The organism is Streptomyces eurocidicus, from assembly GCF_002891295.1.
Classification (GTDB): domain Bacteria; phylum Actinomycetota; class Actinomycetes; order Streptomycetales; family Streptomycetaceae; genus Streptomyces; species Streptomyces eurocidicus.
In genome coordinates this window covers 317,083-329,877 of record NZ_LGUI01000005.1, presented here as the reverse complement: position 1 = coordinate 329,877, position 12,795 = coordinate 317,083, and the positions used below count along the sequence as shown (strand labels likewise).

Genomic DNA, 12,795 nt, shown 5'->3' with positions numbered 1-12,795 from the left:
CGATGACCCTCACGGTGGTGTCCGGCAGCGGACGCGCATGGCGGCTCACCGAGCGGATCGGCAGCGGCTCGGAAGGGGTCGTCTACGCCGTGGACGACGCGCGCCCCCTGGTGGCCAAGCTGGTCCCCGACCCGCTCGACCCGGCCGCCTACCGGCGCCGTATCGCCCGGCTGGTGCGGCAGCGCCGCGAGCCGCGTGCCGTCCGGCTGCTGGCCGGGACGCCCACGCGGGTCGCCTGGCCGCTGGCCGGGGTCCGGGCCGGCGGCCCGGGCGCCGGCGGTGTGGACGGCTATGTGATGACCGACATGCGCCACGCCCACCGGCCGTTCGCGCATCTGCTGACCCCCCGGTCCCGCGCGGCGTTCCTCCCCCACGCGACCTGGGCCACCGCACTCGCCGCCGCCCTCTCGCTCGCCCGGCTCCTGGCCGACCTGCACGCCGAGGGCTATGTGGTGGGCGATCTGAAGCCGGACAACCTCTGGGTCGACGCGCACGGCGGGGTCGGCATCGCGGACGTGGACTCCTGGCAGTTCGCCGTCGGTGACGAGGTGTTCCCCGGGCGCATGGGCAGCCCGGGCCACACGGCACCCGAACGGATCGGCGCGCCGGCCGGCACGGCGCCGGACCGGGCGTCCGACGTGTTCGTCCTCGCCGTCCTGGTCCACGAGTTGCTGATGTGCGGGCTCCACCCGTTCGCCGGGCATCCCGTCTCCGGTGACTATCTGTCGTACGACGACAACGTCCTGCACGGCCGCTGCCGGCTCCTCGACCGGGCCTCGGTGGTCCTGCCCCGTTCGGCCCCGCCCGCCGACCTGCTCCCCCGCCGGCTCACCGCCCTCTTCCGGGCGGCTTTCGGCGGGGTGCGGCCCCCCGCTTCGACCTGGGTCGAGGCGCTGGCCGCGGAGGCGGACCCGGCCCGGCTGAGGACCTGCCGGCGGAATCCGCTGCACGTGCACACCGCCGAACGGCCCTGGTGCCCCTGGTGCGACCTGGCCGAACGCGGCACGGACGACCGTCCGGCTCCGGACCAGGGCCCACGGAGGGGCGGCGGCGCGGCACCGGGCGCACAGAACGCGCAGGACATGACCGGTACGGAGGGGAGCACCGTATGGCGGAGATGACCCGGCTCTCGGTGGCGCGCACGCTCGACCACTGCACCGTCCTCGGGCCCGGGACCCGGGCCGTGATCTGGGTGCAGGGCTGCCCGCTGCGCTGCCGTGGCTGTGTGGCGGCGGAGACGCTGCCCTTCGACGGCGGCACCGCCCACAGCGTCACCGAGCTCGCCGACTGGCTCTGCGGGGTGCCCGGTGTCGAGGGCGTCACCCTGTCCGGTGGCGAGCCCTTCAGCCAGGCGGCCGGGCTGGCGGCACTGCTCGACGAAGTACGGTCGCGACGCCCCGGATTCAGCGCGATGGCCTACTCCGGTCTCCGGTACGAGGCCCTGCGCCGGGGCGGCCCGGACCGGCGCGCCCTGCTGCGCCGCCTCGACCTGCTCGTCGACGGCCCGTACGTGGCCTCCCGGCGGCACGGCCTGCGCTGGCGCGGCTCGTCCAACCAGCGCGTCATCGCGCTCACCGACCGCTACCCGCACCTGGCGTCCGAGCCCGACGTCAGCGCGGGCGTCGAACTGTCCGTGGAGGCCGACGGATCGCTGTCCTGGGCGGGGGTGCCCCCGGCCCCCGGGTTCCGGGAGGGGTTCGAGGAACGGCTCGCGGCCCGGGGGTTCGTCCTGCGCGCCGAGGCACGGAGGGAAACATGAGCGGATCACCGAAGTACAGCACCGTCACCGTCGCACCGGCCTACGCGCGGCTCGAGGCGCAGCGGCGCCAGGCGCGGGAGGCGGAACGCCGGCGGCTGGAGGCGCGGCGCGCCGGGGAACGGGCCGAGCGCGCCGCACGGCGGGCCCGGGAGGCGGCGGCGCGCCGGGAGCGGGCCAGGGCCGAGGCCGAGCGCCGGGAGACCGAGTCGGCCGAGCGCCGGGCCGAACGGCAGCGGGCCCACGCGGCCCGGTCGCGCCAGGAGCAGGCCGGGGCCGACGCGCGCCGGCTGGCCGAGGTGCGGGAGCTGCTGGGCCGGGTCCGCGCGGACGGCTCCGAGGTGCGGGTCCTGCGGCAGCGGCTGGACGCGCTCCAGGGCGGCGTCGACCGCGCCGAGGACCTCGGCGGGGCGATCGAGGAGCTGCGCGGCCGGGTCGTCCTGCTCGGCCGGGAGGGGGAGGCGCCCGGCCGGGGCGCCGGCCACGGGGCCGTCCTGGCCGGACTGGAGGAGCGGCTGGCCGGGATCGGCCCGCAGGCCCGGGAGCGGGACCCGCAGGGGTACCGGACCTGCGTGGACCTGCTCGGGGAACTGCGCGCGGCGGCCGGGCCCGGGGCGGAGACGCGCTTCCGGGCGTTGCTCGGCACCGTGGAGCACGCACTCGCCCGGCATGCCGCCACCGCCGGGGAACGGGCCGCCGAGGAGCGCCGCCGGGCCGAGGAGGCGCGGGAGGCCGAGCGGCGGGCCGAGGAGCACGCCGCCGGGCGGGAGGCGGCGCGGCAGGCGGCGCTGGAGGCCGAGCGGGAACGCCTCGCCGCGGCGCTCGCCGAAGCGGCGGACCGGCTCGGCGTCGTACGGCGGCCGGTGGAGGAGGCGGCGGAGGAGGCCCGGGAGCTCGCCGACCCCGGACTCGCCGAGCGGCTCACGGCCGCGCTGGCCGCCGTCACGGGCTCGCTCGCGGCGGGCGCGGCGGCGGAGGCGTTGCGGACGGTCACGGCGCTGGAGGAGTCGCTCGTGGGCGCCGAGGCCCGGTTGGACGAACTCCAGTTGGCCTGCACGCGCCGGATGGACCTCGCGCAGGCGCTGCGGGACGCCATGCTCGGCGAGGGCTTCGAGTTCACCGGCGGAGCCGAGCGGGACGGGCGCCTGCTGCTCAGCTTCGAACGGCCGAGCGGGGCGACGTACGAGACCACGGTCACCACCGACGAGGGCGGCACCCCCTTCCTCGTCTACCGGGTCGACGGCGAGCCCGACATCACCCTCCGGCCGGAGCCGGACGGCGCGGTGTGCGACCGCACCGAGGACCTGCTGGAGCGGGTGCACGAAGCGATCGTCGAACGGAACGGCTTCGTCCCCGGTGAACTCACCTGGCAGGGCAAGCCGCCGGGGGACGGCGGCGCACCCGGCACCGACGCGGCGGCGCGGCGGGCCCGGCGGCTGCCCGGCGCGGAGGACTGGAGGTGGAGCCGGTGAGCACGGTCGAGTGGGCGAAGCGGGAGAACGGCGCCGGCGGCGCGGAGCGCCCCCCGCACGCGGACCGCCGGAGGGGGCCCGCCGGGGACGGGGAACCGGTCACCGCGGACGGCATGATGCCGCTGTGGGCGGTGTCCCTCGGCTGGGAGCTGCGGCGTGGGCGTCAGGTGATCCTCAACGGGCAGATCAGGGACCGCTGGTGGTTCGCGGACCGGCCGGCGTCCTTCCGCGAGGTGGTGGCGGGCCTGCTGGAGACGCGCGGCGCGGAGGTCGTCGGCTGGTGGGACCCGGTGGGCGGGCTCACCTTTCCGCTGCCGGGTCACGCGGAGCGCTTCGACCGGCTGCGCGAAGGACGCCCGCCCGAGGAGGCGGGGAAGCGGGACAGGGCGGCCGGAGCGCCACCGGAGGGCCCGGGGGGCCTGCCGCCGCGGGGACACGGGGAGCACTTCGACCAGCCGCACGGAGAACACCCGCCAGAGGGGACGAGGAAACGGGACGGGGCGGCCGGAGCGCCACCGGAGGGGCCGGGGGCCCGGCCGCCGCAGGGCCACGGGGACGCGGCGGGGGCGCCCGACGCCGCGCCGGACGTGACGGCCCGCACCCGACGCGGCGGCGAGCGGGACCGCGGCCGGGAGCGCCTGCTGGCGCCACGGCAGTCGGGCCGGCCGCGTTCCTTCGAGGACGTCGTCGCCACCGTGCACCGTCTGGTGGCCTCGCCCGGCACGGCCACCGCCTTCGTCTTCGAAGACGTCGATCACCACCTCCCGCCCGGCCGGCCCGAGTCGCACCCGGGCTTCCTGCGGCTGCGCGCCGCGATGACGGACGCCGTGACCCCGCGTGACGCCGCCGGCCCGGCGCCGCACGCGCGCAACGCGGTCCTGTGCGCGGTGGGGGACATCGGGCGGCTGCCCGGCTGGTTCCATCTGGAGGACCCGAGAATCGCCGCACTGCACATCGGCCCGCCCGACCCGAGCGAGCGGCGGCTGTGGCTCACCTGGCTGCGGCGGCACTTCAACGGGGCGCGGGACTCCTCCCGCGCCGACCTCGAGGCCCTCGTGGGAGCCACCGACGGGATGGCGGCCTGGGACATCGAGTCCCTGGCCAGGACCTCATGGCTGCGCAACGCGTCCTTACGGAAGCCGGACAAGCTGCTGGAACTGCACCGGCTCAACGTCAGCGTCGACCCGTGGACCCAGCTGGACCGGGAGACCGTCGCCGGCGCCGCCGGGATCCTCGGCACCCGGGTGGTCGGCCAGTCCACGGCCGTGAACGCGGTCGCGGCCGCCCTCCAGTCCGCTTTCGTGGGGGTCGACTTCGGCGGCTCGGGAACGGCTCGCCCCCGGGGCGCCTTCTTCTTCGTGGGCCCCACCGGCGTCGGCAAGACCGAACTCGCCAAGGCCGTGGCTGAGTTGATGTTCGGCGATCAGAGCGCCTACGCCCGCTTCGACATGAGCGAGTACCAGCAGGAGCACGCCGCCGAGCGGCTGGCCGGTGCGCCGCCCGGCTACATCGGCCACGAGCAGGGCGGCGAACTGACCCGCCGGGTGCAGGAGCGGCCGTTCAGCGTGCTGCTCTTCGACGAGATCGAGAAGGCCCACCCCAAGGTGCTGGACAAGTTCCTGCAGATTCTGGAGGACGGCCGGCTCACCGACGGGCGCGGCCAGACCGCGTACTTCTCCCAGTGCCTGATCATCTTCACCTCCAACACGGGGGCGGAGCGGGTCCGCGGCCTGCTGGAGGAGCGGGACGAGCTCTCGTACCCGCGGCTGGAGGCGCACTTCACCCGGGCGGTGGAGGAGAAGTTCCGGCAGATCGGCAGGCCGGAGATCTACGGCCGGCTCAAGCCGGGGGTGGTCGTCTTCGACATGCTGCGCCCCGAGCACGTCGTCAGGATCGCCGACCGGCTGCTGCGGCAGCTCGCCGAGTCGGTCCGCGAACGCCACCGCGTGGAGCTCGTTCCCGACCCGGACACCCTGCACCCGTGGATCACGGAGCGGATGTCGGACCCCGAGCACCGGGCGTACGGAGGGCGGCAGATCCGCAACGAGCTGGAGCTCGTGCGGTCGGCCGTCGTCGGCCATCTGCTGGCGCACCGCCCGGAGCCGGGCAGCCGGATCCGGGTCGGCGTCGGCGCCGACGGCACGGTGCGGGTCGCCCCCGACGGGGTGGGGCCGGCCGCGGGCGAAGGGAGCGGGCGAGCATGATCGCCATCGACCTCGGGCACCGTTTCGGACACGTCGCGCGGGTCGGCTCCGACGGCCGGCCGGAGGTGACCACGACGGAACTCGCCGGTGTGGACGGCGTCCTCGACCCGGTCCGGGCGCTGCCCCGGCTGTTCGGCCCCGCCCAGGCGATGGACGCGGAGCCGGACCGCGCGGCCCTCCTCGGACTCCCCGTGTCGGGCGGCCGGGAGGAAGAGCTGCGGTACGCGGTGGAGCGCGCCGGGCTCGACGTCGTACGCGTCGTCCCGGACCCGGTGGCCGTGGCCGTGCACTACGGGGCGGTCGCGGAGGGCGTGGACCACACGGTCCTGGTCTGCGACCAAGGGGCCACGACACTGGACCTGAGTGTCCTGGCCATCGCCCCCGACCTCACCGTGCACGTGGTCCGGAGTCTGAGCCTCCGGCTCGGCGGCGACGACTGGGACGCGGCGGTCGCCGCCGGACTCACCGGACGCCTACCGGAGGGCGTCGACCCGCTCAGGGCGGCCGAGGTCCTCCGACGGGCGCTCGGCGACTCGGACGGCGTCACCGAGACGGTGGAGGACGCGACGGGTGGCCGGCACCCGCTGACCCTGGACCGGGCCGCGTGCGAGCGGGCGGTGGCGGCGCTGCGGGAGCGTACGCTCGCGGCCGTCGCCGAAGAGCTCACCGCCGTGGCACCGGCCGTGGACACGGTGCTGCTCGCCGGCGGCATGTGCGCCGCGCCCGGCCTGCGGTCCGGGATCGAGGCCCTCCCCGCCGCGCGGGGACTGACGGTGCGCCGTGACCGCCCCGAAGCCGCGGTCGTGCTCGGGCTGCTGGCGCTGCACGACTTCGGCCTCCTGCGCGTCGTCACCGGGCCCGCCGCGAGGCCGGGGCGGACGAAGACCGGGTACGCCGGCCCGGGCACGGGGTGTCCGCCCGCGGAGGCCGGGCGCCTCGGGGCGGACGCCGGAGGTGTCCTGCCGGACCCCGAACCCGGCCGGAGGCAGGGCGACGCGACGGATCCCGAGCCCCGCACGGGGCGTCCGCTGCCGGAGGACCCCGAGCCCGGCCCGCGGCGGAGCGGCGCGCCGGGGGTCCCGCAGGCCGGGCAGGCCGGGCGCGAAGGCGACTTCCGACCCCCGGAGCCCGAGGACGCCGAGCGGCCGCGTCCCGAACCGCCGCACGCCGGAGCCCCGCAGGCACCGTACGCAGAGCCTTCGTACGCCCGGCCCTCGTACACCCGGCCGTACCCCGAGCACTCCCGGCCCCCGTACACCGAGGACCCGGAGACCGGCCCCGCGTACGAAGACCCGGAGACCGGCCCCGGCTCCCCGGAGGCACCGGAGCCGCCGACTCCGCCGGGCGCTCCCGGGGCCGGCTCCGTCCCCGGGCCGCCGGCCCCGTCCGGCAGCGACCCGTACGACACCACGGCCACCGCCCCCACCGGGTCGCCCGCCGATCCACGGCCCCTGTTCGCGGTCCCGGTCGACCAGCTCCAGGCCGTCCGGCGCGGCACCCACCTCCTCGTGCTGTGGGCGTGGCCCGACGGCGCCCTGAGCGCGCGGGTCCGCTGGCGCGGGGAGGGAAGCACCGCCGGAGCGGGTCCCGGCGACGGGGACGTCGTGTGCCGGCGCCGGGTGTACGAGCACGACGGCGGGTTCGACGTGGCCGTCGGCCACGGGGCCGTCACCCTCACCGTGGAGGCCCTGGTCGCGGAGGGCCGCGAGGACCGCGAAGGCGCATCGTCGCTGCTCGTGTCGGCCGCGCCGCCGGTCGTCGCGTACGAACCGAGCGTGCGCCGCCGCCTCAGGGGCCGGGTGGCCTCGGTCGTCTTCACCTCCGAGACCGGCTGCGACCTGCCCGGTCTCCGTATCGTCCACGGCCTCGGCCGCTTCCGCCCCACCAGCACGGCCGAGGGAACCGTCCTGCACGAAGTGCCCGCACAGCGGCTGTCCGCCGGCACCCCCTTGACCGTGGAGTTCCCGCTGCCCGCCACCCGCGGCCCGTCCTGGCTGGTCTGCTTCCCGGCCGACGCGGACGCGGGCGCCGACTCCGGAATCGACATCCGCCCGACGGCGCTGCACAGACTGCGAGTCACCTGATGGCCAAACGCCTCACCTGCCCCTACTGCTACGAGAACTTCGCCCCGCGCGAGATCCGCTTCCGCTGCAACAGCCGTCTGAGCAGGACGGGAAAGCAGTGCCAACGCCGCCGGGACCAGGTGCTCGACCAACGGAAGGGACCGCGCCGCAGCCATGACCTCGGCCCGGACTTCACCGCGGACGGCCGCAGGCCCACGGCGGTCTGCCCGGACTGCGACGGCGAGAGCACCTACCGGATCTGCCCGGTGTGCCACTCCGAACTCCCCGTCCAGTTCGGCATGGTGGACAACCGCCTGATCGCCATGGTCGGCCCGAAGGCGTCCGGCAAGACCGTCTATATGACGGTGCTGCTCCACGAGGTGCGCAACCGGGTCGGCGAGGCGTACGGAGCCGCCCTGATGGGCTCGGACGACGAGACGATGCGACGCTACGGCTCCGACTACGAGGACCGGCTCTACCGCGACAACCAGATGTTCCCCGGCACCCAGACCGCCTCCACCACCCTCAACCGGGTGGACCCGCTGGTCTTCCGCTTCGGCCTGCGCCGGCGCACCCTGCTCGGCGAGCGCCCCCAGCACACCGTCCTGTCGTTCTTCGACACCGCCGGCGAGGACTTCAGCTCCCGGGAGAACGTGGAGCTCAACACCCGCTATCTGGCCGGTGCCGACGGCGTCGTGCTGCTGCTCGATCCGCTGCAGATGCCGGGCGCCCGCGACAACGCACTGCCCGGTACCCCGTTGCCGGGCACCGAGGGTCTGGACTCCCCCGCCAACGTCCTCTCCAGGGTCACCAACCTGCTACTCGCCCCTCGCTCCGGCAGGTCCGCGCAGAAGATCGACACCCCGATCGCCGTCGTCTTCCCGAAGATGGACGCCTTCTGGCACCTGCTCGACCGTGGCAGTCCGCTGCGCGACTACGCGCCCCCGCGCGGCCGCTTCGACGTGAGCGACAGCCTCAGCGTCCATGAGGAGGTGCGCCGGCTGCTCAAGGACTGGGACGGTGTGGCGATCGACCACCTGCTGGACAACCACTACTCCCGCTACCGGTACTTCGGCGTCTCCGCCCTCGGTCGCAATCCCACCCCCGACGCCCGGGTCTCCCCCACCGGCATCCAGCCGTACCGGGTGGCCGACCCGCTGATGTGGCTGCTGAGCGAGTTCGGTTCGGTGCCGAAGGCAGGGCGGGGATGACGCACTTCCAGCAGCTCTACTACACCTCCTGCGAACACGGGCTCAGCGGGTTCTCCGGATTCCAGTTCAACGCCGTCAGCGCGGGCGTCACCGCCGAGACCCGGCATGCCGTGGAGGCGCTGGCCGGGTACGAGCCGCCCCGCTCCCTGGCGGAGTCGGACACCCCGGAGCTGCTGGAGCGCTGCCCGGTCAACCTCTGCTACCGGCCCTACGACCGGGAGGGGCGCCGCGCCACCGCGCTGTGCGTGCGGTACGTGGGCCGCGACTCCGCCCGCCGCTTCGGCAACTACTTCGCCCACGCCCTGCACAGCGAGGACTTCGCGGCGACCGGGGGCGGGACGCTCGCGATCGAGTTGTGGAACTCGCCGGTGTGGACCCGCGCGGTGTCCCCGAGCACGGAGCTCCCGGTGCTCGCGGCGCCCGCGCCCGGGCCGCTCGGCGTCCGGGCCGTGAGCGAGTTCCTGCGCGGGCACCCCCACACGGCCCGGCTGCCGGAGCTGCTGGCCGCCGTGTTCGCCGCGCTCACCGAACACGGCTCGGTGGTGGTGGTCGACCGTTCGACCGAGCGGATCGCACACTGGTTCGCCGCGGTCTCCTACCTACTGCCACCCCCGCTCGCCCGCGGCCTCTCCTTCGCCACCTACGTCTTCCGCCCGGCCCGCAGCAGGCTGCACCTGATCGGCACGGTGCCCGAGGCCCAGCTCGCCTTCGGGCCGGACGACGAAGCGGCCTACACCGTGTTCGACTTCTCGCGGGGCGTCTTCCCCGACGTCCCCGTGGGCGACCTGGTCCGCCTGCTCACCCGCATCGGCGTCGGCTCCGTCCGGCCCGTCTGGTCCTGGACGGCGGACTACGCCCGGGGCGGGGAGGAGACGGCGGACGACTGGCACGCCCCCGTCGCCGCGGCGGCGGCCTCGGGCGGCCTCACCATCACCGCGGCCGACGCCCACGCGGTGATCGACTGGCTGGCCGGGGCCGACCATCTGGGGGCCCGCCGGGCCGCCGTCGCCGCGGACATCCACCGCAGGCACCGGGACCTGGACGACAGCCGGCTGACCGTACTGAGCGCGGCCGCGAAGGCCGGCGGTGACACGGCGGTGCACCAGGAGATCGAGGGAAAACTGCACGCGTCGCGCATGCGGGCCTACACGGCCGCCGCCGAGGACGCCGCCGAGCCCGTACCGATCACCGAGCCGACGGCACGCGAGCGGGCCACCGCCCTGTGGGAACGGCTGCTGGAGACCGAGGTGCGGACCGCGCGCGAGCGGACGCGGCTGCTGCTCTGGGCCCTCGGCGCCCGCCTCCCGGTACCGCCGGAGGTCATGGCGCGCGAGACGCTCACCCTGGCCCACACGCTGCTCGGCGCCGCAGCCCCCGCCCCGCGGTTCCGCCACGAGGTGGCCGAACTCCTCCGTGTCCTGCCGGTGATGAGGACGTCCCTCGCCTCGGCGGTGGAGGAGGCACTGGCACGACGCGCGGGACAGGAACAGCTCTTCTCGCAGTTCCCCGCCGAGCTCCTCCACGAGGACGACCTGGCGGGCCGCCCCCTGCTCCTGGAACACCACCTGCGGGCGCGAGCCGAGCGCGAGCCCTCGAACACGGTCCCGCTCATGTTCAAGATCCTGAAGATCCGCGGGCGCGCGTCGCCCGACGAGGAACTGCTGCGCGGCCTGTGGCGGCAGCCCTCGCGCGTCTGGAACCACCGGGAGGCGACGCGTATCGCCATGGAGCTGCCCACGAGCGGCCCGGTGGACGAGGCGGTCGGCGAGTGGTTCGACCGCGCGCTGGGCCAGGACGTCGAGGACGAGGACACGCTCGGGGCCTGCCTCGACCTGTGCCACGTACTCTCCCACCCGGCTCGCTTCGCCTGGCTGCCGCCGAGCGCCGGGGAGCGCGTACGAATCACGCTCGGCCTGGCCGACGTGCTCCGCCACGCCCTTGAGGCTACGGAACTCGTCGTCGCGTTCACGATCCCGGAGACCGGCCTGTGGGCGGCGCCCCGCGCGCTCAAGCGCCTCTACCTGGTGCCCGCCATGCTGGACCTGCCGGCCGACGTCGGCCGGCTCCGCCGTCTGCTCACGGAGCTGGACCACCGCTGCCTCGACGGGTATCTGTCGGCGGTGCACCACCGCGCGACGCGCGGCGAGCGCGTCGACGACATCGTGCTCGGCCATGTCGCCACCGTCGTCACCCTGCCCGCGGGAGCCCGGCTCTCCCAGGCCCAGGAGGAGACGGCCGCGGTGATCCGCGCCCATCCCGCGGCGCACTGGCCCCTCCCGGACCTGATCCGGCTGGAGCACGTGGTACGGCCCCACCAGGCCGGACTCGCCGACCACTACGCCGGGGCGGCCGACGCCCGGCGGCCCGGGACCCGGGGCCCGGCCCGCAGAATCCCGCTCCTCGGCCGCCGCGTCAGGCCCGGCGCCGCGGCGCCTCCCGACGCCGCACCACCGGACAACCCCCGTAAAAGGAAGGGGCGATGACACACCGTGGCCGAAATCTTCCTCTTCGTCCTCGTCCCCCTCGTCTTCCTCGCCGGGCTCGCGGCGTATCTGCCCTTCGTCCCGGTCATCGCCGCCCTGCGGGCCCTCGCCCTGGTGATGCAGATCCTCACGGGGTACGGACGCACGCTCGTCGGTGTCGTGTACCGACGCACGCCCGAATTCCGGACGCTGCCGCCCTACCGCCCGCAGGACGAGCGGGTGAAGGCGTACCGCAACTACTTCTTCGGCCCGGCCTTCCGTGACCTGCGCCAGCTCCTCACGCTGGCACGGCGGTCCTCCGTCACCACGGTCGGCGATTCCTTCCGTGCCGTGACCTCCCGGCAGTTCGTCGCTCCGGCGCACCACCGGGCCCTGACCGTGCCGTACGGCCTGACGCTCCACCTCGGGCTCTGCGCGGGCACGGTGCTGGCCCTGCTGCCGGTCGGCCTCCTCGTCGTCCTGCACGCGCTCCTCATCGCCCTTCTCGCGGGTGGGGCCCGGCTCCTCGCCGGCACTCTGCGGGCCGTCGACCGGGCGGTGCTGGGGATGAAACGGCTGCACACCGGAATGCTCTGCCCGCACTGCTTCGAACGCGTGCCCTACCCCGCGTACGACTGCCCCAGCCCCACCTGCCGACGCCGGCACGCGGACATCCGCCCGGGGACGTACGGCGTCTGGCGGCGGCGCTGCGAGTGCGGACAGCGCATGCCGACGCTGCTGATCCTGATGAGCCGGGACGCGCGGCTCCAGGCGTACTGCGTCCACCCGCACTGCGGAAAGCCGATGAACACGGACGCCGGCCATATGCCGGAGGTGGTGATCCCGTTGATCGGCGGACAGGCGGCGGGCAAGACCCAGCTGATGGCGGCCATGCTGCTGGCCCTGGAGCACGCCGCGGCCGGCGGCGGTCCGGCGATCACCCTCGCCGACGAGGAGTCGGACGCCGAATACCAGGTGCTCCGCGAGGTTCTGCGGATGCGGGGACACACCCGCGCCACCCAGAAGACCCTGCCCCGGGCCCACTCCTTCGTCCTCGGCGCCGGCCGCTCCCAGCGGCTCGTCCACCTCTTCGACACGGCCGGCGAGCGGTTCGTCGACCGCGACGACACCGACGCGCTGCGCTACGCGCGGGCCGCGCGCACCTTCGTCTTCGTCCTGGACCCGATGGCGGTGAAGGCGTTCTGGACCGCTCTGGAACCCCCGCCCGGCCCCCTGCTGGACCACACCCTGGGCTCCACGGTCGATCCGGAGGAGGTCTTCGCCCGCTCGGTCCAGGCGGTGGCCGCGATGGGCGCCCCGCTGAGCCGCTCGCGCCTGGCGGTCGCCATCAGCAAGACGGACCTGCTCGCCGAACACGGCCTGGCGCCGGCCCACCCCGGCGACAGCGACGGCGCCCGGACCTGGCTCCGTCAGGCGCTCGGCCTGCACAGCCTCGTACAGGCCATGGAACTGAACTTCCGCGAAGTCCGTTTCTTCCACACGGCCGCCGTGGCGAACGAGGAGACCGGAGTGGACGGCAGCGTCACGCGGTTCGTCGAGTGGTGCTTGCGGGGATGACGGCTCCCCCGCCGCCTGTCACGCATGGCCAGAAGTTGCCATCAACTCA

The 12,795-nt window shown here is 75.2% G+C and carries 8 protein-coding genes; all 8 read left to right on the top strand.

All coding sequences use genetic code 11. The features are described 5' to 3' along the window. Positions 1–2: 2 nt before the first annotated feature. Genes AF335_RS18355 through AF335_RS18320 form a run of 8 tightly spaced genes read left to right on the top strand, consistent with a single transcriptional unit; the run spans position 3 to position 12,746 of the window. Positions 3–1,121, top strand: coding sequence for a protein kinase domain-containing protein (locus AF335_RS18355; RefSeq protein ID WP_221505599.1), 1,119 nt, complete (start codon positions 3–5; stop codon positions 1,119–1,121). Continuing rightward, positions 1,109–1,759, top strand: coding sequence for a 4Fe-4S single cluster domain-containing protein (locus AF335_RS18350; protein ID WP_228773555.1), 651 nt, complete (start codon positions 1,109–1,111; stop codon positions 1,757–1,759). The genes AF335_RS18355 and AF335_RS18350 overlap by 13 nt, the downstream gene beginning before the upstream one ends. Next, positions 1,756–3,228 carry a hypothetical protein gene (locus AF335_RS18345; protein WP_184743733.1) on the top strand — a complete coding sequence of 491 codons (1,473 nt, stop codon included), beginning with the start codon at positions 1,756–1,758 and terminating at the stop codon, positions 3,226–3,228. The genes AF335_RS18350 and AF335_RS18345 overlap by 4 nt, the downstream gene beginning before the upstream one ends. Beyond that, positions 3,225–5,432: an AAA family ATPase gene (locus AF335_RS18340; protein WP_244927079.1), complete on the top strand. Its 2,208-nt coding sequence runs from the start codon at positions 3,225–3,227 to the stop codon at positions 5,430–5,432. The genes AF335_RS18345 and AF335_RS18340 overlap by 4 nt, the downstream gene beginning before the upstream one ends. Then, the gene (locus tag AF335_RS18335; protein ID WP_102919476.1) at positions 5,429–7,516 is read left to right on the top strand and encodes an Hsp70 family protein; all 2,088 of its coding nucleotides are present in this window, start codon (positions 5,429–5,431) and stop codon (positions 7,514–7,516) included. The genes AF335_RS18340 and AF335_RS18335 overlap by 4 nt, the downstream gene beginning before the upstream one ends. Next, positions 7,516–8,706: a TRAFAC clade GTPase domain-containing protein gene (locus tag AF335_RS18330; protein WP_102919475.1), complete on the top strand. Its 1,191-nt coding sequence runs from the start codon at positions 7,516–7,518 to the stop codon at positions 8,704–8,706. The genes AF335_RS18335 and AF335_RS18330 overlap by 1 nt, the downstream gene beginning before the upstream one ends. Continuing rightward, positions 8,703–11,189, top strand: coding sequence for a GTPase-associated protein 1-related protein (locus AF335_RS18325; protein WP_102919474.1), 2,487 nt, complete (start codon positions 8,703–8,705; stop codon positions 11,187–11,189). Before AF335_RS18330 ends, AF335_RS18325 begins: the two co-directional genes overlap by 4 nt. 6 nt (positions 11,190–11,195) lie before the next feature. Further along, entirely contained in the window at positions 11,196–12,746 is a 1,551-nt protein-coding gene (locus tag AF335_RS18320) for a TRAFAC clade GTPase domain-containing protein (RefSeq protein WP_102919473.1), read from the top strand. The last annotated feature ends 49 nt before the right edge of the window (positions 12,747–12,795 follow it).